This is a genomic window from Paenarthrobacter nicotinovorans (assembly GCF_007670255.1).
GTDB lineage: Bacteria > Actinomycetota > Actinomycetes > Actinomycetales > Micrococcaceae > Arthrobacter > Arthrobacter nicotinovorans_B.
The window spans coordinates 377547-399178 of the sequence record NZ_SZVS01000001.1 but is presented as its reverse complement, the minus strand read 5'-3'; the positions used below and the strand labels follow the sequence as shown (position 1 = coordinate 399178).

19 protein-coding genes are annotated in these 21632 nt (G+C 63.1%); 14 read left to right on the top strand and 5 right to left on the bottom strand.

Going from position 1 to position 21632, the window contains the following annotated elements; genetic code table 11:
• The first annotated feature begins 302 nt into the window (after window positions 1-302).
• From leuS to holA, 5 genes are all read left to right on the top strand, one after another.
• Window positions 303-2831, top strand: coding sequence for a leucine--tRNA ligase (gene leuS, locus FDP28_RS01855; protein WP_144659101.1), 2529 nt, complete (start codon window positions 303-305; stop codon window positions 2829-2831).
• Window positions 2832-2890: 59 nt separating this feature from the next.
• The gene (locus tag FDP28_RS01850) at window positions 2891-3874 is read left to right on the top strand and encodes a DegV family protein (RefSeq protein WP_186313470.1); all 984 of its coding nucleotides are present in this window, start codon (window positions 2891-2893) and stop codon (window positions 3872-3874) included.
• A gap of 128 nt (window positions 3875-4002) precedes the next feature.
• Window positions 4003-4887, top strand: a complete 885-nt coding sequence (locus tag FDP28_RS01845; protein ID WP_144658911.1) for a helix-hairpin-helix domain-containing protein — start codon at window positions 4003-4005, stop codon at window positions 4885-4887.
• Window positions 4880-6598, top strand: a complete 1719-nt coding sequence (locus FDP28_RS01840; protein WP_144658910.1) for a ComEC/Rec2 family competence protein — start codon at window positions 4880-4882, stop codon at window positions 6596-6598. The genes FDP28_RS01845 and FDP28_RS01840 overlap by 8 nt, the downstream gene beginning before the upstream one ends.
• The gene (holA, locus tag FDP28_RS01835) at window positions 6517-7533 is read left to right on the top strand and encodes a DNA polymerase III subunit delta (protein ID WP_144658909.1); all 1017 of its coding nucleotides are present in this window, start codon (window positions 6517-6519) and stop codon (window positions 7531-7533) included. The genes FDP28_RS01840 and holA overlap by 82 nt, the downstream gene beginning before the upstream one ends.
• A gap of 103 nt (window positions 7534-7636) precedes the next feature.
• Here the strand turns inward: holA and rpsT are convergent, their stop codons facing one another.
• Together rpsT and FDP28_RS01825 are read right to left on the bottom strand one after the other, a co-directional pair.
• On the bottom strand, window positions 7637-7897 hold the full coding sequence (gene rpsT / locus FDP28_RS01830; protein WP_144658908.1) for a 30S ribosomal protein S20: 261 nt from the start codon (window positions 7895-7897) through the stop codon (window positions 7637-7639).
• 169 nt (window positions 7898-8066) lie between these two features.
• Window positions 8067-8603, bottom strand: coding sequence for a type II toxin-antitoxin system PemK/MazF family toxin (locus FDP28_RS01825; protein WP_144658907.1), 537 nt, complete (start codon window positions 8601-8603; stop codon window positions 8067-8069).
• A gap of 160 nt (window positions 8604-8763) precedes the next feature.
• Here FDP28_RS01825 and lepA point away from each other — a divergent pair, with 160 nt between their 5' ends.
• Window positions 8764-10617 carry a translation elongation factor 4 gene (gene lepA, locus FDP28_RS01820; RefSeq protein WP_144658906.1) on the top strand — a complete coding sequence of 618 codons (1854 nt, stop codon included), beginning with the start codon at window positions 8764-8766 and terminating at the stop codon, window positions 10615-10617.
• Complete coding sequence (hemW, locus tag FDP28_RS01815; RefSeq protein ID WP_144658905.1) at window positions 10618-11847, top strand: radical SAM family heme chaperone HemW; 1230 nt, start codon at window positions 10618-10620, stop codon at window positions 11845-11847.
• Window positions 11848-11893: 46 nt separating this feature from the next.
• Here the strand turns inward: hemW and FDP28_RS01810 are convergent, their stop codons facing one another.
• Window positions 11894-12307 carry a DUF4870 domain-containing protein gene (locus FDP28_RS01810; RefSeq protein ID WP_144658904.1) on the bottom strand — a complete coding sequence of 138 codons (414 nt, stop codon included), beginning with the start codon at window positions 12305-12307 and terminating at the stop codon, window positions 11894-11896.
• A gap of 119 nt (window positions 12308-12426) precedes the next feature.
• A complete protein-coding gene (locus FDP28_RS01805; RefSeq protein ID WP_144658903.1) occupies window positions 12427-13278 on the bottom strand; it encodes a DUF3097 domain-containing protein in 852 nt (283 codons plus the stop codon).
• A 229-nt stretch (window positions 13279-13507) separates the two neighbouring features.
• Between FDP28_RS01805 and hrcA the strand changes: the two genes are divergently transcribed.
• From hrcA to FDP28_RS01790, 3 genes are read left to right on the top strand one after another with little or no spacing between them, the layout of a single operon-like run.
• The gene (gene hrcA, locus FDP28_RS01800) at window positions 13508-14515 is read left to right on the top strand and encodes a heat-inducible transcriptional repressor HrcA (protein ID WP_144658902.1); all 1008 of its coding nucleotides are present in this window, start codon (window positions 13508-13510) and stop codon (window positions 14513-14515) included.
• A gap of 50 nt (window positions 14516-14565) precedes the next feature.
• A complete protein-coding gene (dnaJ, locus tag FDP28_RS01795) occupies window positions 14566-15693 on the top strand; it encodes a molecular chaperone DnaJ (RefSeq protein WP_144658901.1) in 1128 nt (375 codons plus the stop codon).
• Window positions 15694-15695: 2 nt separating this feature from the next.
• Window positions 15696-16457 (top strand): 16S rRNA (uracil(1498)-N(3))-methyltransferase, encoded by a 762-nt coding sequence (locus tag FDP28_RS01790; protein ID WP_144658900.1) that lies wholly within the window; start codon window positions 15696-15698, stop codon window positions 16455-16457.
• 36 nt (window positions 16458-16493) lie between these two features.
• On the opposite strand, the gene FDP28_RS01785 is transcribed toward FDP28_RS01790, so the two are convergent.
• The gene (locus FDP28_RS01785; RefSeq protein ID WP_260842289.1) at window positions 16494-17432 is read right to left on the bottom strand and encodes a GerMN domain-containing protein; all 939 of its coding nucleotides are present in this window, start codon (window positions 17430-17432) and stop codon (window positions 16494-16496) included.
• Window positions 17433-17705: 273 nt separating this feature from the next.
• Here FDP28_RS01785 and FDP28_RS01780 point away from each other — a divergent pair, with 273 nt between their 5' ends.
• Genes FDP28_RS01780 through era form a run of 4 tightly spaced genes read left to right on the top strand, consistent with a single transcriptional unit; the run spans window position 17706 to window position 21532 of the window.
• Entirely contained in the window at window positions 17706-18788 is a 1083-nt protein-coding gene (locus FDP28_RS01780) for a PhoH family protein (protein ID WP_144658899.1), read from the top strand.
• The gene (ybeY, locus tag FDP28_RS01775) at window positions 18785-19258 is read left to right on the top strand and encodes an rRNA maturation RNase YbeY (RefSeq protein WP_144658898.1); all 474 of its coding nucleotides are present in this window, start codon (window positions 18785-18787) and stop codon (window positions 19256-19258) included. The genes FDP28_RS01780 and ybeY overlap by 4 nt, the downstream gene beginning before the upstream one ends.
• Window positions 19255-20586, top strand: a complete 1332-nt coding sequence (locus tag FDP28_RS01770) for a hemolysin family protein (RefSeq protein ID WP_144658897.1) — start codon at window positions 19255-19257, stop codon at window positions 20584-20586. The genes ybeY and FDP28_RS01770 overlap by 4 nt, the downstream gene beginning before the upstream one ends.
• On the top strand, window positions 20570-21532 hold the full coding sequence (gene era / locus FDP28_RS01765) for a GTPase Era (RefSeq protein WP_144658896.1): 963 nt from the start codon (window positions 20570-20572) through the stop codon (window positions 21530-21532). The genes FDP28_RS01770 and era overlap by 17 nt, the downstream gene beginning before the upstream one ends.
• Window positions 21533-21632 lie beyond the last annotated feature (100 nt).

Here is a 21632-nt window from a genome sequence, read left to right as displayed (position 1 = left end):
GCAACCCGACGCCTTAGCCGTTATGGGGGCCCCGCCCGCTTCGCGGACGCCCGAAGCCGCTCCCGGGCCCCCATAACGGCGCGGCGTCAGTCAGCCGGCCTTCCCTAAGCCGCTCGATGCGACTGGGCTGGGGGATCGTGCGCTATTGTAGATCTATGCGTGCGATCCTTCTGCTTAGCTAGCCGCCCGGCTTTATCAGCCGTGCGGCCGCCCCTCCATTGTTGAGGGGCTTTTGTGTGTCCGGGGCATTCCGGGCCGCAGCAGGAGGCAATACCGCCATCGAAGAACAGAAGAGGGCAGCAGTGAGCGTTCAGCCGGAGACAGAGACCGGAACAGCACAGACAGCCGCAGCCGAAGCGCCTGAAGAAGGCGTCTACAGCTTCGCTGCGATGGAAGCCAAGTGGCCGCAGGTCTGGGAGGACCTCAAAGTCTTCACGCCTGCCGACGACGGCTCGCGCGAACGCCGCTATGTCCTGGACATGTTCCCCTACCCTTCCGGTGACCTTCACATGGGTCACGCCGAAGCGTTTGCGATGGGTGACGTCGTCGCACGTTACCTGCGCCAGAAGGGCTTCGACGTCCTGCACCCCATCGGCTGGGACTCTTTCGGCCTGCCCGCCGAGAACGCAGCCATCAAGCGCAACGCCCACCCCAGCGAGTGGACCTATGCCAACATCGACACCCAGGCGGCATCGTTCAAGCGCTACGCCATCTCGGCTGACTGGTCGCGCCGCATCCACACCTCGGACCCCGAGTACTACCGGTGGACCCAGTGGTTGTTCAAGCGCTTCTACGAGCGTGGCCTGGCCTACCGCAAGGACTCCCCGGTCAACTGGTGCCCCAAGGACCTCACCGTCCTGGCCAACGAGCAGGTAGTCAATGGTGCCTGTGAGCGCTGTGGCACGCCGGTCACCAAGAAGTCCCTGAACCAGTGGTACTTCAAGATCACTGACTACGCCGACCGCCTGCTCGAAGATATGGACCAGCTGCAGGGCCACTGGCCCGAGCGCGTGCTGGCCATGCAGCGCAACTGGATCGGCCGGTCCGAAGGTGCCCACGTGCGCTTCGTCATCGAGGCTACGGAAGACCGGGCCGAGCGCGAAGTCACCGTCTTCACCACGCGACCCGACACCCTCTACGGCGCAACGTTCTTCGTCGTCGCAGCTGACGCGCACCTGGCGCTGGATCTGGTGACCCCGGAGCAGCATGACGAACTGATGGCATACCGCGAGAAGGTCAAGGCCCTCTCGGAGATCGAACGTCAGTCCACCGAGCGCGAGAAAACCGGCGTCTTCACCGGCCGCTACGCCATCAACCCGCTCAACGGTGAAAAGCTGCCGGTGTGGGCCGCGGACTACGTGCTGGCCGACTACGGCACCGGCGCCATCATGGCGGTGCCCGCCCACGACCAGCGCGACCTCGACTTTGCCAAGGCCTTCGACCTGCCCGTACGCCCTGTGCTTGAAACCGGCGACGAGAACCCGGCCGAGACCGGTGTGGCTACCGCTGGCGAAGGCACGCTCATCAACTCCGGCGAGCTGGACGGACTGTCCAAGGCCGAAGCCATCCCGGCAGCCATCCAGATCCTGGAAAAGCTCGGAACCGGCGAAAAGTTCGTCAACTTCCGGCTGCGTGACTGGCTGCTGAGCCGTCAGCGTTTCTGGGGCACCCCCATCCCGATCATCCACTGTGGTGAATGCGGCGAAGTACCCGTGCCCGATGACCAGCTGCCGGTCCGGCTTCCCGACAACCTGCGTGGCGAAGCGCTGGCCCCGAAGGGGACCTCCCCGCTGGCCGCCGCCGTCGAGTGGGTCAACGTTGAATGCCCCAGCTGTGGACGTGCTGCCCAGCGCGACACGGACACCATGGACACCTTCGTGGACTCCTCCTGGTACTTCCTGCGCTTTGTATCGCCCCAGTACACCGAGGGCCCCTTTGATCCTGAGAAGATCAATGACTGGATGCCCGTGGGCCAGTACGTGGGCGGCGTGGAGCACGCCATCCTGCACTTGCTGTATGCCCGGTTCTTCACCAAGGTCATCAAGGACATCGGACTGATCGAGGCCAACGAACCGTTCTCGGCGCTCCTGAACCAAGGGCAGGTGCTCAACGGCGGCAAAGCCATGAGCAAGTCCCTCGGCAACGGCGTGGACCTCGGTGAGCAGCTGGACAAATTCGGCGTCGACGCCGTCCGCCTCACGATGGTCTTTGCCTCCCCACCGGAAGACGACGTCGACTGGGCGGACGTATCGCCGTCGGGTTCGGCCAAGTTCCTGGCCCGTGCCTGGCGCCTTGGCCAGGACGTCAGCAGCGAGCCCGGTGTCGACCCGGCCACGGGCGACCGTGCCCTGCGCACGGTGACCCACAAGACCATTGCCGACGCTGCCGAGCTCCTGGACAACAACAAGTTCAACGTCGTTGTGGCACGCCTCATGGAGTTGGTCAACGCCACCCGCAAGACCATTGACTCCGGTGCAGGCGCAGCGGACCCCGCCGTCCGCGAGGCAGTCGAAGCCGTTGCCGTCATCCTGAGCCTCTTCGCTCCGTACACCGCTGAGGACCTCTGGAGCGCGCTTGGACACCCGGCATCCGTGGCAAACGCCGGCTGGCCCACCCATGACGAAGCCCTGTTGGTCCAGGACACCGTCACTGCCGTGGTCCAGGTCCAAGGTAAGGTCCGTGATCGTCTGGAAGTGTCTCCTGACGTCGCCGAAGACGAGCTCCGGGAGCTCGCCTTGGCTTCGGAGAACGTTCAGCGCGCCCTGGACGGCCGTGGCATCCGCACCGTGATCGTGCGGGCACCTAAACTGGTGAACATCGTTCCTGCCTAGCAGGGATTGCGCGGCCGCCGGCACTGTGCCGGCGGCCGGCCATCATCTTTGGAGGTTGCGTGCCTGAGCGAGAACCACCCGCCTGGATGTGGCTCAAGGAAAGGGTGGCGCGCCTCCGGCAACCAGCGGCGCCGGTTCCTGTCGCTGACGAGCCACTCGCCGCCGTCGTCAAGACTGCCGTGGTCACCGATTCGGCCGCCGCACTGCCCGCTGACTGGGTTTCTGCCTTTACGGCCGACGGTCGTTTGGCCGTTGTGCCCATGCCCGTGATGGTGGGGAATGAAATTTACGGCGAAGGTGAAGACGACATCACTCAGACGTTGTCGTTGGCACTCGCTTCCGGCGCCTCGGTAAAGACATCCCGGCCATCACCCGGGCAATTTGAGCAGGCGTACCTGGCCGCCCAGCGGCGTGGATTTGAAGCCGTAGTGTCCATCCATATCTCGTCTGACCTTTCCGGAACCGCCGACGCCGCCCGCCTCGCTGCTGCCCGCGTGACGATTCCCGTGGAGGTCGTTGATTCCCGAACAGTAGGCATGGCTCTGGGGATGGGCGTTCAAAGCGCTGTCGTTGCCGCGGCGGACGGTCGAGGGTCTGCCGAGGTCCGGGGTTTCGCCGAACAGCGGATGGAACGTACCAAGGTGTATTTCTACGTCCCCAGCCTGGAGCAGCTGCGTCGGGGTGGGCGTATCGGCGCGGCTGCGTCGCTCTTGGGTACGGTGCTGGCCATCAAGCCGATATTGGCGGTCGACGGCGGCAAGATCGTGCCGCTCGAGAAGGTGCGTTCCGCTGTGCGCGCCATAGCCCGTCTCGAGGAGATCGTTGCTGCGGACGTTGCCTCCCGCCCGGCAGGCCAACAACGCTTGGCGGTCCACCATTTCGGCAACCAGATCGAGGCCGAAGCCCTGGCTGCGCGGTTGAACGAAAGCTGCCCGGATTGCCCGGCGCCGCAGATCAGTGCCTTGCCCGCCGTCCTGGCCGCGCATGCCGGGCTTGGAGTTCTCGCGGTTATCGTGGGGGAGAGCAGCACACCGGCGGGGTGACGTTGCGGCAAAACTTTCCGCCGAATCTTCTGCGTGTGGAGTGCTGCGGGAGCCGTGCTCTGTTCCGGTTATCCACATAGCGCTGAAACCGCGCGGCGGGGCCGGGTAACCGGCCGTAGGCTCGGTTCATGCCACGCTGGAACCGCGACGTATCCCCAGACGCCGCAGCGCGGGCCGCGCGGGAGCGGTTTGCCTCCCGAATGATCCCTGACGGCGGCGGTCAACCGTTGTTGGACCTGGCTGATGCCGCTTATCCCGAGGCAGCCACAGGCGATTTGGACTCGCTGTTGGCAGGGGGAGCGGACCATAGTCAGCCTGGAACCCGGCTGCGGTGGCGCACATCCTGGAGGGTTGCTGCGCTCCTTGCCGTGGTGGGTGCTTCACTCGTAGCTTGGCACTTCTGGCAGCTCGCAGACGGACAAGCAACCTCGGAGCCGTTAAGCGAGGTTGGGGCATCGACAGGTCCGACCAGCCCGGGTACCACCACAAGAGCGGAAGTGACTGACTCCCCGGACTCTTTGCCTGCGGCCCCGGAAGGGGGAGCAGGGGTGGTCGTTGTCCATGTGGCCGGTGCAGTGGGCAAGCCCGGGGTGGTCTCATTGCCGCAGGGGAGCCGGGTGTTCCAGGCCATCAGTGCCGCCGGTGGGGCGGCGCCGAATGCCGAGCTGGCCGCCCTCAACCTCGCCGAAGTGCTCACGGACGGAACCAAGCTGTATGTCCCCACGGTGGGAGAGGCACCCCCGCCGGCGGCGTCCTCCCAGGCCGGCACCGGGAACGCCAGCGGTATAGCTGGTCCAGCAGCGGCGGCTGGCGCCAAGATCAATATCAACACGGCGTCATTGGAGGAACTCGGGACATTGCCGCGGGTAGGGCCGGTTACAGCGCAACGCATTGTGGATTGGCGCAAGGAGCACGGAGCGTTCACGTCCGTGGACGAACTTGATGCCGTGGATGGAATCGGACCCAAGCTCATGGAGTCACTCAAGGACCTTGTGACGGTGCAAGGTGGCTGATGCCAAGGCGGAAACAGGGCCAGCCAAGCGATCGGATCTCAGGCTGGTGCCCGCCGTCGTCATCTCCTGGGGTGCGGCGCTTGTGGGCAGCTTCAATGGCGCACTTTGGTCTTGGATAACGGCAGGGATCCTGGCGATCGCCGGAGCGGTCCTGATGATCGGTGGACGTCGGCTGCAAACCGCCGGAGCCCGCGCGAGGACAATGAAGGCCACTTTTGCGCTAGCGTGTTTCATGGGCGCGTCAGTCGCAGTCCACTGTGCGGTCGTTGCAACCCAACGTGAGGCCGGACCCCTGGCGGAGGCTGTCGCGGGCAAAGAGGGAGTGGTCATCCAGCTCATGATCACTGGAAGCCCGAAGGAAGCGAGCGTGCCGGGTCATACAGGTGCATCCAGATGGACAGTGGAGGCCACCATGAAGGAGGTCACCGCCAAGGGCACAGTGACGCGGGGAGCCGCCGAGGTCGTGGTGACCGGAGGCGATTCGTGGAAGGAGGTGCAACCCGGCCAACTTGTCAGAACCACCGGGATCCTGAAGGAAGTGCGGGAGGGGCAAACAGAAGCAGCTATTCTGTCGGCGTCGTCCGGACCCGTCGTGATCCGCTCACAGTTCGATGTCCGCCAATCGGCAGGACAGCTTAAGCAAGCGTTTGGCAGCGCCACACAATGGTTGCCTGCTGACGCAGCCGGGCTTTTGCCGGGGATGGTTACGGGAGATACCAGCGCGCTGCCGGAGAGCCTCGGTACCGATATGAAGACCACCGGTATGACCCATTTGACAGCCGTGAGCGGCGCCAACTGCAGTCTTGTCCTTGGAGGGTTCATAGTGATGGCCCGAACGTTCAGGCTACCCCGCCCCGCGGCGGGAGCCGTGGCTGCTTGCGGACTGGCGGGCTTCGTGGTCATGGTCGGCCCTGATCCGAGCGTCTTGCGTGCAGCCGTCATGGGGGCCGTAGGTCTGGCCGCCCTGGCGGGCGGGCTTCGTGGACGGTCCCTCACATTCCTGTGCGTTGCCACAGCGGTCCTGTTGCTTATTGACCCGGCTATGGCTGCGAACGTGGGTTTCCTCCTGTCCGTGCTGGCCACTCTCGGTATCGTGCTGTTGGCCCGTCGGATTGCGTCCTGGATCCCTGCCCGCGTTCCCAGGTGGATTGCTGCCGGAGTGGCCGTTCCCTTGTCCGCCCAGCTGCTGTGTGGCCCCGTCATCGTGGCACTTCAGCCGCAATTCACCCCGTATGCATTCATCGCCAATGTAGTGGCCGGTCCTTTGGTGGCCCCAGTGACCATTCTCGGTACGATCGCTGTTCCACTGGCCGCGTTGGCGCCCTGGTTGGCGGTGGTGCCCGTGGCAGTCGCCGGTGGATGCGCGGCGGCGGTTGCGGGCGTGGCCAGGTATTTCGCGGGCCTGCCCGGGGCGGCACTGCCGTGGGCCGACGGGCCGGCCGGAATTGCGTCCATGATGCTCGGCTCAGTGGTTACCATCACTGCAGTCTGGATGCTGCTGCATCCGCGGCCGTTTATGGCACGCGTCATGGCCCTGCACACAGTCGTAGTGGTGGCTTTGGAACGAATCTCACGGCACAGGCATGGCAGACTTGTAAACTGCAGGAAATCGTCCGGAAGGAAACACCAGTGGCTGCTGCCCAAAACACCCGGGCCAAGAACTCCGCGGCGAACAACGTCTCCTGGCGGGACGCGGCGCCGGCCGCCGTAGTGCTGATCACGGGACCGGAAGAATACCTCGGGATCCGCGCCATGGACCGGATCCGCACGCAGGTACGCACCAGCACGCCGGATGTGGAGCTCACCCGTCTGAACGCCGGCTCCTACGAGGCCGGGACGCTGGCGATGACCGTCACTCCGTCCCTCTTCGGTGAAGGCAAGCTCATAGAGGTCGAGGGCCTCGAAGCCATGAACGATGCGTTCCTGGCAGACGGTCTGGCCTACCTTCAACATCCTGATCAGGACGTTGTCCTGGTCCTTCGGCACGGCGGTGGTGTACGTGGCAAGAAGCTGCTTGATGCCGTGAAGGCCGGCGGGTGGCCCGTGATCGAATGTCAGCCCCTGAAAAAGGACGCCGACAAAACTGCTTTCGTTGTCGCGGAGTTCAAAGCGGGCGGCCGCCGCATTGAAGGTGAGGCTGTCCAGGCGCTGGTGAATGCCGTCGGAGCCAATCTTTCTGAACTGGCATCGGCGTGCGCCCAGCTCATTGCCGATGCCACAACCGCTGTGACGGCAGAGACGGTGGAGCGCTACTACGGTGGGCGTGTGGAAGCCACAGCCTTCAAAGTCGCGGACGCTGCCATGGCCGGCAACGGCCCGGTGGCGCTGTCCACCCTTCGGCACGCACTGGCCACCGGCGTCGATCCCGTTCCCCTGGTGGCTGCCCTGGCAGCCAAGCTTCGGACGTTGGCCAAAGTTGCCGGGGCAAATGGATCATCGGCAACCATCGCCAAAAATCTCGGAATGCAGCCTTGGCTGGTGGAGCAGGCACAACGGGATGTCCGCCGGTGGACACCCGAGGGCCTGATCCGCTCGATCCAGGTGATTGCAGAGGCGGACGCGCAGGTGAAAGGCGAATCCCGCGACCCGGTGTACGCCGTGGAGCACGCTGTGACCGTGATCGCCACCTCCGCCAGCCGACGCTGAAGCTGGTTGATGCATCAGGCGGCAAACGCCGTTGGTTAAAACCCAAAGGCCGGCACCCAAAGGGGCGCCGGCCTTTTGATCAGCTCAGTCGAACTGGAAAACCTTAGAGTGCGTTGACCTTCTTGGAGATCGCCGACTTGCGGTTCGCAGCGTTGTTCTTGTGAATAACGCCCTTGCTGACAGCCTTGTCCAGCTTACGGCTGGCAGCAACAAGTGCAGTTGCAGCAGCATCCTTGTCAGCAGACTCAACGGCGGTGTTGACGGCGCGGATGGCCGTCTTCAGCTCAGACTTGACGCTGTTGTTACGCAGGCGAGCCTTCTCGTTGGTGAGGATGCGCTTCTTCTGGGACTTGATATTAGCCACGTATGAACTCTCTTTTTAATGCGGAAATTGGTCTAGAGGGTTGTCAGGTTGGCCATCGACTGAGCGGCGTGGGGATGCCTATGGCAGCCAACCATGTGCGGCCGTCGACCTGCACGGACACACAGCTATAAAGGATAGCAGATGAGGCCCGTAAACGGAGATTTGTCGCTCACCGCCGGCTTTGCTGCGCTTGGAGGCTCCGCGAAACCTCCTGGAATTGCCGTTTACCCAACACGGCGCCTTCGCGCCGGACGGCCGAAGGATCCAGTCGGATGATGCGCCGTACGTTGACTTCGCTTGGCCTGCCCTGCCTGTCCCACGGTCCGCTCCCGATGTCGACGTAGTCATCTGCGCGCCTGCCGTTGTCATGGTCCTTTGACGTGAGCATCAGTCCCAGCAGCCATTTCCCATCACGCCCGATAAGAAGTACAGGACGGTCTTTGCCCTGCGAATGGTCCTCTTCATAGGGAACCCATCCCCATACGATTTCGCCTGGATCCGGTTGGCCATCAGGTTTGGGGGAGTAGCCGGGCCTTACGGCTCCGACGAAGTCGCCCGGGTAGGAGACTGCGGAATGTCCGACGGCGGATGGCCGGGCCGGCTTCCTGGCGCCAGTTGGTGGGGCGGCGGCTTTTGAGCCCGAGCCTCCCAATGCCCGGAGTGAACGCAGCAGGAATTTACCCAGAGGGCGCATATCGAAGCTCATGTGAATACGCTACATCCGTCTGTGGCGGGCAACCCGCTGCGCAATGTACGGCGAAGCGCTGGTTCGTGGGAGACTAGAGGATCAGATATGCGGCGTGTTCGGGCTGGCTTATGCCCAGTTCCATGATTTGCCGTGTGAGTGTCGACAGTAAGGATCCTGCGTGTCTCCCATGGCCCGCACCGCACCGGTGCCCGCCGCAACAGATCCGGCCATCATCCGGAACTTCTGCATCATTGCCCACATTGACCACGGTAAGTCCACCTTGGCCGACCGCATGCTGCAGTTCACCGGCGTCGTTCAGCAACGCGACATGAAGGCCCAGTATCTGGACCGCATGGACATCGAACGTGAGCGCGGCATCACCATCAAGTCCCAGGCTGTTCGCATGCCGTGGGAACTCGATGGCACAAGCTACGCCCTGAACATGATCGACACTCCAGGTCACGTGGACTTCACGTACGAGGTCTCCCGGTCCTTGGCAGCCTGCGAGGGCGCGATCCTGCTGGTGGACGCGGCACAGGGCATCGAAGCCCAAACCTTGGCCAACCTCTACCTGGCGATGGAAAACAACCTCACCATCATTCCAGTGCTGAACAAGATCGACCTCCCTGCGGCGCAACCCGAGAAGTACGCGGCTGAGCTTGCCAACCTTATCGGTGGAGACCCGGAGGATGTCCTCAAGGTTTCCGGTAAAACCGGCGTTGGCGTCGAAGCACTGCTGGATAAGATCGTCCGCGACCTCCCGGCACCTGTTGGCAATCCCGACGCCCCCGCGCGTGCCATGATCTTTGACTCGGTCTACGACACCTACCGTGGCGTGGTCACCTACGTCCGTGTGGTGGATGGCAAGCTGCACCCACGCGAACGCATCCAGATGATGTCAACCCGCGCGACGCACGAACTCCTCGAAATCGGCGTGAGCTCACCGGAGCCCACCCCGTCCAAGGGCCTGGGTGTTGGCGAGGTGGGATACCTCATCACCGGCGTGAAGGATGTCCGCCAGTCCAAGGTTGGCGATACCGTCACCAACCAAGCCAAGCCGGCCTCTGAGTCTCTCAGTGGTTACGCCGACGCCAAGCCCATGGTCTTCTCCGGCCTCTACCCCTTGGACGGCACGGACTATCCGGTGCTCCGTGACGCATTGGAAAAGCTGATGCTCAATGACGCAGCCCTGGTCTACGAGCCTGAGACCTCGGCTGCGCTGGGCTTCGGGTTCCGTGTGGGCTTCCTTGGGCTGCTGCACCTTGAAATCACCCGCGAGCGTTTGGAACGCGAGTACAACCTCGACCTCATCTCCACTGCACCCAACGTGGAGTACGAGGTCACCCTGGAAGACAAGCGGGTTGTCCACGTCACCAACCCCAGCGAGTACCCCACGGGCAAGATCGCTGAAGTCCGCGAGCCCATGGTTTCCGCTACCGTCCTTGCGCCCAACGAGTTTGTCGGCGCCATCATGGAGCTGTGCCAGAGCCGCCGCGGTCAGATGAAGGGCATGGACTACCTGTCCGAGGACCGCGTTGAACTCCGTTACTGGATCCCGCTGGCCGAAATCGTGTTCGACTTCTTCGATCTCCTGAAGTCCAAGACGCGCGGCTACGCCTCGCTGGACTGGAAGGCCGACGGCGAGCAAGTGGCCGACCTCGTCAAGGTCGACATCCTGCTCCAGGGCGAACAGGTGGACGCGTTCAGCGCCATCACGCACCGTGACAAGGCCTACGCCTATGGTGTGATGATGACCGGGAAGCTCCGCGAACTGATTCCACGGCAGCAGTTCGAGGTGCCCATCCAGGCTGCCATCGGCTCCCGCATCATTGCCCGGGAGAGCATCCGGGCCATCCGCAAGGACGTTCTTGCCAAGTGCTACGGCGGTGACATCACCCGTAAGCGCAAGCTGCTCGAAAAGCAGAAAGAAGGCAAGAAGCGCATGAAGATGGTTGGCCGCGTTGAGGTGCCCCAAGAGGCCTTCATCGCAGCGCTGACCACGGACGAGTCAAAGGACAAGGCCAAGAAGTAAATGCCCAGCGTCCTACCTTTGGGCGATCCGGCACCTGCGGACGGCATTTTGCCGCCGCAGGTGCTGGACGGCGTCGAGCAGCGCAAATTCGGCCTCTACGTGCACATCCCGTTCTGTGCCGTGCGCTGTGGTTATTGCGATTTCAACACCTATACCGCGACCGAGCTCGGCGGCGGAGCGTCACAGGATGCCTATGCTGCGACGGCGGTTTCCGAACTCGGCTTCGCGGCTGCGGCCCTGGATGCCTCGGGCCTCCCGCCGCGACCCCTCAGCACAGTTTTTTTCGGCGGCGGTACGCCCACCCTCCTGCCCGCGGAAGATCTGGCGCAGATCCTGCGTGCCGCCGTCGGGCATTGGGGCATTGAGCCCGGCGCGGAGGTGACCACCGAGGCGAATCCCGACTCCGTAACCCCCGAATCCCTGAAGATCCTTGCCGAGGCCGGTTTCACCCGGGTGTCCTTCGGCATGCAGTCGGCCGTTCCCCACGTGTTGAAAGTCCTGGACCGCACGCACACCCCCAGCCGGGTGCCCTTGGTGGTCCAATGGGCCCGCGAGGCCGGCCTGGCCGTCAGTTTGGACTTGATCTATGGGACACCAGGGGAGTCTATGGCGGATTGGGAGCTCTCGCTCAAGACGGCCCTGTCCTACGAGCCCGATCACATCAGCGCCTACGCGCTGATAGTTGAGGACGGCACCAAGCTTGCCGCGCAGATCAGGCGCGGCCAAGTCCCCGGAATCGACGACGACGACCACGCCGCCAAATACGAACTGGCGGACCAGATGATCTCAGCATCGGGCCTGGACTGGTACGAGGTCAGCAACTGGGCCAGGACCCCGGAACAGGCCTGCAGGCACAACTTGGCGTACTGGCGCGGAGATGATTGGTGGGGGATCGGCCCCGGTGCGCATTCGCATGTTGGCGGCGTCCGGTGGTGGAACGTCAAACACCCGACGGCCTATGCGTCACGGTTGGGCGCTGGAACCTCGCCGGCAGCCGGGCGCGAAACCCTCGACCCCGGAACCCGCGAAATCGAGCGGATCATGCTGGAGGCGCGCCTCGGAACGGGGCTTGCCGTAGATGCCCTCGATGCTGTGGGCCGTCATGCCATGGCAGGCCTCATCGCTGATGGGCTGGTTGATCCTGTTCAGGCGTTCAAGGGTCGGCTGATCCTGACGCTGAAGGGCCGTCTGCTCGCCGACGCAGTAGTCCGCAGGATCCTGCCGGACTGAACCGGCTAAGCCAGTAGTGGAGCTCCTGCGTCCTAAGCCGGGGCCTCTACTTGATCCAGCGCAGGTTGAAGCGGTAGCGGTGCGGCTGACCGTGGTTGACCCTGATTCCCGCTGAGACGGAGAAGCAGGTCAGCGCTACCCAGATGCCCGTGGCGATGACTGCGAAGATGTTTCCCACCACCGGAAGCAGTACCAGGATGTTCGCGAGCACGGCGGCAATAGTGGGAGGCAGCGTGAAATTCAGTGCCTCTTTGGATTCCTGTGCGGTGAACGGCCCGCGGTCGCGGAAGATCAAGTAGATCAAAAGAGCCGGCACGCATCCGAGGATGCCGCCGAAGTGCGCCAAAGTGGCCCACTGCCGGTCCTCACTGGCCGTCAGCGGGAGAGCGTTGGCAGGCGCGCCGTGGTACTGGGGCCGGCCTGCGGCGCTGCCCGGTTCTTCAGGAGCGTTATCTGCCACGGTGTCTTCCCTTTGCTGTAAAGATGCTGCGGTGTTGCTGTCCAAGAATACCGGCCCGGACGTCCTTCCCGGGACCAACGCCCCGCAGATGCCTCAGATCCTGTCGTGCTGGCGGCCCTTCAGGGTGCGGTCAGGAAGTCGATGACTTCCTCAACGCGGCCCAGCAATGACGGTTCAAGGTCCGCATAGCTGCGCACCGCACCCAGAAGCCGCTGCCAGCCCAAACCTATGTCCTCGGCGGTGTCGTGGGGCCACCCGAAGGCGGTGAGAATCCCGGTCTTCCAATCTGTCCCACGGGCCACAGCCGGCCATTGCTCAATGCCCAGGACCTTGGGCCGGATTGCCTGCCACACATCCACATAGGGGTGCCCGACGATCAGGACATTCCCGGCTGCGCCGGGGACGGTCATGGCCTCGGCTGCGATCCTGGACTCCTTGGAGCCCTGGACCAGGTGATCCACCAGGATGCCGAGCCGGCGGTCGGGCCCGGGCCTGAAAGCTGCGATGGCCGATTTGAGGTCGTCCACTCCATGGAGGGGTTCGACCACAATTCCCTCGACCCGAAGATCGTCACCCCAGACCTTCTCGACGAGTTCGGCGTCGTGCTTGCCTTCAACCCAGATGCGGCTGGCCTTGGCTACCTGCGCCCGCTGTCCCTCGACTTTTACTGAGCCCGAGGCCGTCCGTCCTGCCGGAACCGCCGCGGCAGGCGGACGGGGAGCTGGAGGCATCAACCGGATGGCTTGCCCTTCAAGGAGGAACCCATAGCCGAGCTGGAACGACTTCGTTTTGCCGCGCCTGTCCTCCAGGGCCACGATGTGCATGCCGCCGGTCTTTTCGACCCGGGTGACTTCGCCCACCCACCCCGACTGGACGTCCTCCAGGACCATTCCGCGTTTGACCGGGACTTCGGGGAGTTGGCGTTTGGCCGGTGCCGTCAGATCCTGCGGGCCCCAATTGTCGAAAGCCAAGGAATTCCTACCTCTGTGCTGGTATGTGAAAGGACAGGCAGCAGCTGAATTCAGGCTGTGCTGGTTCGCCGTCCCGGATACAGTCCGGGGACGGTTTCAATGCTAACAACGTGGTAGCTCATACTAGACTTGTTAGCACTTGGGCATGTTGAGTGCTAAGTGTGGTGACCCGTTGGAGGTCCCACGGGGACGGTCCCAAGGACCATGGCAGTCGTCAGGAGGTGGAGCAATGAGTGAGCCACGCAAGCTGGAAGTGCTGCGTGCCATCGTTGAGGATTATGTACATTCCCGGGAGCCCGTGGGATCGAAGGCCCTCGTTGAGCGCCACCACCTGGGTGTTTCCAGTGCCACCATCCGCAATGACATGGCTGTCCTGGAAGAGGAGGGTCTCATTGCTGCCCCGCACACCAGCGCGGGCCGGATTCCCACGGACAAGGGCTATCGCCTCTTTGTGGACCGCATCTCGCAGGTCAAGCCGTTGTCAGCCGCCGAGCGCCGGGCCATCCATTCGTTGTTGGAGGGCCCGGACGACGTCGATGACATTCTTGAGCGCACCGTCAGGCTCCTTTCGCAGCTGACCAACCAGGTCGCCGTCGTGCAGTACCCGCACTCGCACCGCGCCTTGGTGCGCCACGCGGAGTTTGTCCTGCTGGCACCCAAGCAAGTGCTTGTGGTCCTCATAGCGGATACCGGAAGCGTTGCGCAGAAGGTGATCGAGGCCGGTGCCGATGTGAGCAACGAGGCCCTGATGTTGTTGAGGTCACGTTTCCTTGGCAGCATCGCCGGCACCCAGCTGGCCCTCTTGCCGCAGGTACTTCCGTCAGTGGTTGCCCTGTGTCCGCCCGACCTTCGGGCCCTCGCGCAAACGCTCGCAAATGGCCTGGAATCGTTGAGCGATACCAGCCGTGAAGAGCGCATTCTCATGGCCGGTACGGCCAACCTTGCACGGTCCAACGTCGATTTCCCCTTGAGCATCGGTCCGGTGCTGGAGGCACTTGAGGAACAAGTTGTCATGCTCCGGTTGTTGTCGGACATGGGAGACGATCCTCGAGGCGTCACTGTCAGCATTGGCCGGGAGAATCCGTACGACGGTCTCGCCGAGGCATCTGTCGTGGCCACCGGCTACGGATCAGGTGCCAAGGTGGGCATCCTCGGACCCACCCGCATGGACTATCCCACCACCATGGCGGCAGTACGCGCCGTGGCCCGTTACCTTTCCCGCATTCTCGGCGGCTGAAAAGCGGCCCGAGGAAACATCCGCAGTACAACCAGGAAGAGATACCGACTTTGAGCAGCCACTATGACGTTTTGGGAGTCTCGCCGGAAGCCACCGGGGAAGAGATCAAAAAGGCGTACCGCAAGCTGGCACGGAAACTCCACCCGGACGTAAACCCCGGTGAAGATGTCGCGGAGCAGTTCAAGGCCGTGACCCATGCATACGAAGTGTTGTCAGATCCCCAGAAACGCCGCGTCTACGACGCCACCGGCAATGAGAACGGAACTGACAACGGCTTCGGTGGCGGGTACGCAGGCCAAGGCTTCGCCTTCCAGGACATCTTCGACACGTTCTTTGGCGGGGGCGGTGGACACGGAGGGCCGGCCTCACGCGTCCGGCGCGGCCAGGACGCCCTCATCAGTGTCCGGATCGACCTCAAGGACGCGGTGTTCGGCGTCAACAAGAAGCTTGAAGTCGATACAGCCGTGGTCTGCCCAACGTGTGATGGCAGCTGCTGCCGTCCCGGCACCCACCCCGAACGCTGCGACATTTGCGGCGGCAGCGGCCAGGTCCAGCGCGCAGTGCGCTCCATCCTTGGCCAGGTCATGACCACCGCGCCCTGCGGAACCTGTGAAGGATTCGGCACAGTTATCAAGGATCCCTGCAACGAGTGCAGTGGCCAGGGCCGCATCCGGAGCCGCCGTTCGTTGACCATCAAGGTGCCGGCAGGTGTCGCCACCGGCACGCGCATCCAGCTGTCCGGCCAGGGCGAAGCCGGCCCCGCCGGTGGTCCGGCGGGCGATCTCTACGTGGAGATCCGCGTAAACAACGATTCCACGTTCGTTCGTGAAGGTGATGATCTCCACGCCACCCTGAGCGTGCCCATGACAGCAGCAGCCCTCGGGACGGACTTGGAGCTTGATACTTTCGACGGCGCACAGGACATTGAGGTCAAGGCGGGGACGCAGTCCGGGGAGATCATCACCCTTCGCGGCCTTGGCGTCACCCATCTCCGCGGCTACGGCCGTGGCGACCTCAAAGTGCACCTGCACGTGGAGACTCCCACCAAACTGGACCACGCCCAGGAAGAACTGCTGCAGCAGCTCGCCAAGCTTCGCGGTGAGCAGTTCACCGAAGGCAAACTGGTGGCCAGCGGCGGAATGTTCGCAAAGCTCCGGGACAAGCTCGGTAACCTGTAGCGGTGAGCAATCCCGTCTTCTTCGCCCCGGTCGGCAGCCTTGACCAGTTGCGCTCCGGTGCCGCATTTGTCCTGGAGGGACCGGAGGCGCGCCACGCCGTCACGGTCAAGCGCTTGGCCGTCGGTGAGTCCGTTGACATCGCCGACGGCGCTGGTGCCCGCCTCACCGGAACCGTCGCCGACGTCGGCCCTGGCACCTTGACGGTGACGGCGGCGGATGTCGTCTTCGAAGAACAGCCCCAGGTGCGTTTGGTCCTGGTGCAGGCCTTGGCCAAGGGCGACCGTGACGAGCTGGCCATCGAGACGGCCACTGAGCTTGGAATCGATGCCGTGGTTCCCTGGCAGTCCGAACGCTCGATTGTGCGTTGGAAAGGTGACCGCGCAGCCAAAGCCCACGCGAAGTGGGAGTCTGTGGTGACCGCCGCGGCAAAGCAGGCGCGCAGGGCCTGGATACCTCCGGTCCGCCCGATCGTCGACTCGAGCGGACTGGCCAAGGCCGTTGCGGAAGCCGACCTCGCCATCATCCTCCACGAGGACGCCAAGAACCCCTTGCGGGAGGTCCTGGAGAAGCTGGATGCTGGCGACACCCCACCGCGCGAGGTTCTTCTGATTGTCGGGCCCGAAGGCGGGATCTCACCGCGCGAAGTAACGCGGCTGAGCGACGCTGGTGCCGTCACCGCACTGTTGGGTCACCATGTGTTGCGGTCGTCGACGGCGGGACCTGCCGCCGTCGTTCTGGCCAGCGACGTCCTCGGACGCTGGTAGCCGGCCACCGACGCTCGCGAGCTATGTACAAGACGCCTAGGAGACGCTGAACAGGCGGGTATCCGTGCTCGATTCGATCGCCTTGCCGGCGTCGTCCACCTCGGAGACCCGGAGCTCGTACTTGCCGGGTTTCAGCGTGGCGCCGAAGCTGAAGAGACCGTACTGACCGGGCTCGCCGGTTGCCTTGGTCTGGCCCGTGAGCAGGCTCGACTTCTCTCCCTTGCCGTTGTCCTGGAGGATCTGCCAGCTGATGGGCCGGGAGTTGTCCGTGATGCGGCCGTTGAACTTGATGAGCCCTGCCGGCAAGGAGACGTCCTCCTGGGGATCAATGATCCACAGCGGTGCCACCAAGGAAGCGTCGCGCGTCATGGGTTCGCCAAGTTTTACTTGTCCGAACGCCATGTAGTCCTTGTGGCCGTCCACCAGGATGACCACCTGGATCTGCTGGCCCGAGTTGATGAGTCCGGAGGACGACGCTGCCGCCGTGGCTGTGTAGACCAGCTGCTGAATGGCCCTCTGGGCCATCCCGGCGTCCAGGTTCGAGTTGAAGGCGTCGCGGGAGACGTCGACGGTGATCACGTTCTTCCCGGAGATGGAGGTCGCCAGGTTTCCAGGTTCCTGCCAAGGCGTGAAGAAATCATGATCCAACGGCTTCTCGGCCATCATGATCTTCAGGGCGGTGGTGACAGGGTTGCCGTCACCGGATATGTCCCGGAATTCGCGGTAGAGGTAGACCTCGTCCTTGCTTCGCCCAATCCAATAGACCGGAATCTTGGTGGATGCCTGGGTTGTCTCCAAGGGGGCGTTGCTCGCGGGCGCGTCCTGCACGGACAGCGACGGCGGGCTCGACGTCGCCTGGCTGCCCCCGCCGCCGTTGGCAATGCAACCGGTCAGCAGCAGGACAGCAAGCATCGCAGGCGCGGCGATGGCGGACCGTGTCCGCTTTCGTGCGCCTTTCCCGGTGCTCGCTGGCATGGCTATGGTGCTTCCTTTTGGTCAGGGCTGCGGGGGTTCCAACCACCCGGTTAAGCCAGCTTGGCACATCGACGACGGCGTCCGGCCGGGTTTGGGTGGACGGCGGTCAACTGAAACATGATTGATACCGGCTTGATGCCGAGTTGAGACAAAATGTCTTCGGTATCGTTTCGGCCCTGGTTCCGGCGCCTTGCCGAGGTTCATCCGGCCCGGGGCTGGCGTAGGATTGCGTCATACCATCAACCGGAGGAGAACAGGCCGCAGGCCAGCACTATGAGTGAATCTTTGAACGGGCGGCTCAGGACCGGAAACGGGAACCAGCCGCTGACCGAGTTCCCGCACACTTTACCGGGCACGCGCACGGAAGTTGTCACGTTCGACAACTCCGACCAGATGGTTCACTCGCTGGGCAGCCATGATGAAGCGCTGCGGTACATCGAGGAACAGTTCCCGGACGTGAACTTCCACGTTCGTGGCAACGAGCTCTCCATGACCGGTCCTTCCACAGTGATTCCACGGATTATGCGCCTCCTTGAGGAAGTACGCGGCCTCGTGGCCAAGGGGACCGTGGTCACGCCCGACGTACTTCAGCAACTGGTGTCCCTGCTGCGGACCCAGTCCGTGCAGAATCCCGCGGATGTCCTGACCCACAACATCCTCTCCAGCAGGGGCAAGACCATCAGGCCCAAGACCCTGAACCAGAAGAACTATGTTGACGCCATCGACGACAACACGGTGATCTTCGGAATTGGCCCTGCAGGTACCGGTAAGACGTACCTCGCCATGGCCAAGGCTGTGCAGGCATTGCAGAACAAGGAAGTCAGCCGGATCATCCTGACGCGGCCCGCCGTTGAGGCGGGGGAGAGGCTGGGCTTCCTTCCAGGCACTCTCAGCGACAAGATCGACCCGTACCTGCGTCCCCTTTACGACGCCCTGCACGACATGATGGATCCGGAATCCATCCCTCGCCTGATGGCTGCCGGGACCATCGAAGTAGCGCCTTTGGCGTACATGCGTGGACGTACCCTTAACGACGCCTTCATCATCCTTGATGAAGCCCAGAACACCACTCCGGAACAGATGAAGATGTTCCTGACGCGCCTCGGATTCGGGTCGAAGATGGTAGTCACCGGTGACGTCACGCAGATCGACCTTCCCTTTGGCTCGACCTCGGGTCTGAGGATCGTCCGCGAAATCCTCACCGGTATCGACGACGTCAACTTCTCGATCCTGGAAGCCGCTGACGTGGTGCGGCATCGCCTGGTGGCCGATATCGTCTCCGCTTACAGCGCATGGGATGACGCCCACCGACCCGCGGCCGCTGCCAACACCCATAAACGTGGAGAACGTAAATGAGCATCGAAGTCAACAACGAGTCCGGCGTGGCAGTCGATGAAGCACAGCTGGTGACGTTGTCCCGCTTCATTTTCGAACGCCTCTATATCCACCCCCAGGCGGAGCTGTCGATCCTCTTGGTGGACGAACCCGCCATGGAGAAGCTCCACATTGAGCTGATGGACGAGCCCGGAGCAACGGATGTCCTGTCCGTGCCCATGGACGAGCTGACGCCGGGGACACCGGACAAGCCCACCCCGCAAGGCATGCTCGGGGACATCGCCATCTGCCCGCAGGTGGCCGAAGTCCAGGCGCGCAACGCCGGTCACTCCACGCAGGATGAAATGCTGCTGCTGGCAACGCACGGGATCCTGCATCTGCTGGGCTTCGACCACGCAGAACCCGAGGAAAAAGAAGAAATGTTTGGCCTCCAGCGCGAACTGCTGTCTGAATTCCTGGGCAAGGATGCCCCCATGGAGACCATGCAGTGACCTCGCTCATCCTGGTCGGCATGGCGCTGGTTTTCCTCAGCTTTGTAGCCCTGCTGACTGCAGCGGAGGCTGCGTTCAACTTCCTGCCCCGCCACGAGGCCGAACAATCCCTTGGCCGAAGCAAGGGCAAGGCGCTGGCCGGCATCCTGGAAAACCCCATAGCCCATATGAGGGCGCTGCGCTTTTGGCGTGTGTGGTTTGAAATGGCGGCGGCCGTGGCGGTAGCCGTTGTCCTCCACAGCTTGCTGGACAACGTGTGGCTCGCCGGACTGGCCGCGACGGGCATCATGGCAGTCATCGGCTTTGTGCTGGTCGGTGTTTCGCCCAGGCAGCTTGGGCGCGCCCACTCAGGGCCGGTAGTGCGCTTCACCGCGCCCCTGATCAGGTTTCTGTGCTGGATCCTGGGCCCGATCCCGGGCTGGCTTGTTGCCTTGGGCCAGGCGGTAGCCCCTGGTGCTCCGGCCGGCGATGATGCTTTCGTCAGCGAAGAAGAGTTCCGCGAGTTTGTGGACCGGGCGGCCGAGTCCGACATGATCGAGGACAACGAAGCGGAACTTATCCACTCGGTCTTCGACTTCGGCGACACCCTGGTACGTTCTGTCATGGTTCCCCGCACGGACATTGTCAGCATCGGCACGGGCGCAGACCTTGAAACCGCCATGGGATTGTTCCTGCGGTCGGGCTATTCCCGAATTCCCGTGATCGGTGAGAACACTGATCAAATCCGCGGCATCCTGTACCTGAAGGATGTTGCCGCGGCCATGCACCGCGGTGAGCCGGGACTGCAGCCGCACGACGTCGATTCGCTGGCCCGTGATGTCCGGTACGTTCCCGAGTCCAAGCCGGTGAGCGACCTCCTGCGCGAGCTCCAGCAGGAGTCCACCCACGTGGCGATTGTCATTGATGAGTACGGGGGAACCGCCGGTTTGGTGACCTTGGAAGATCTCATCGAGGAAATCGTCGGCGAGATCGTCGACGAATACGACGCAGCCGCTGAAGAAGCCGTCGACTTGGGTGACGGACAGTACCGCGTCAGCGCCCGCATGAGCATTGATGACCTTGGCGAACTGTTCGATATCGAACTCGACGACGACGAAGTGGACACCGTGGGCGGGCTCCTGGCCAAGGCCCTTGGACAGGTTCCCATCGTCGGAAGCTCCGTTGAAGTGAACGGGGTGTTCCTTAAGGCAGATAGGCTTGAGGGTCGGCGTAACAGGGTCAGCCATATTATTGCGGCCGCCATGCCAAAGGAAGACACTGACCTTGAAGACCTTCTCGACGACGCCGACTCAACGCAACAGGGAGTTCCACGTGAGCAAGCAAAATAAGAAATTCGATGCCGACAGCGACTTCGGCGGCTTTCACGCGGGCTTCTCGGTGCTGGTCGGTCGGCCGAATGCCGGCAAGTCCACCCTTACCAATGCCCTTGTCGGCCAGAAAGTAGCGATTACTTCAGCCAAGCCGCAAACCACCCGCCACACCATCCGCGGCATCGTCCACCGCGAGGACGCGCAACTGATCCTCGTGGACACACCGGGGCTGCACCGGCCCCGAACCCTTCTCGGCAAGCGGCTGAACGAGCTCGTTGCCGATACTTTGGCCGAGGTCGACGCCATCGGCTTCTGCTTGCCCGCCAACGAAAAGATTGGTCCGGGCGACAAATTCATTGCCGCCCAGCTGGCCGGCGTCGGACGTAAGCCGATCGTCGCTTTGGTGACCAAGACTGACCTGGTGGACCGTCAGGCCCTGACCGAGCAATTGCTGGCCGTCGCAGAGCTGGGCAGGGAGGTCCTGGGCGAAGCAGGATGGGCCGATATCGTTCCGGTTTCAGCGGCCGACGGTTTCCAGGTTTCCACCGTCGCGGACGTTCTGATCAGCCACATGCCTCCCTCCCCGCCGCTCTACCCGGATGGCGAGCTGACAGATGAGCCCGAAGCGGTCATGATCGCCGAACTCATCCGCGAAGCGGCCTTGGAAGGTGTACGTGATGAGCTTCCGCACTCGTTGGCAGTAGTGGTCGAGGAGATCGTGCCGCGTGAAGGACGTACTGAGGACAATCCGCTCTTGGACGTCCGCGTCAACCTTTACGTAGAGCGTCCGTCGCAGAAAGCCATCATCATTGGCAAGGGCGGCAGCCGGCTGCGCGAAGTCGGAACCAATGCCCGCAAGGGTATCGAAACCCTTCTCGGTACCCGGATCTACCTCGATTTGCATGTCAAGGTTGCCAAGGACTGGCAGCGCGATCCGAAGCAGCTGGTCAAGCTCGGCTTCTAGGCCAACAGAGCTGGATCCGGCGTGGCTTTCGGCCCGATAAGGAACTTCCCAGAAACGGCAACTATGATTGCGGGGATTGAGCTGTTTTAAGGAAAGGTAA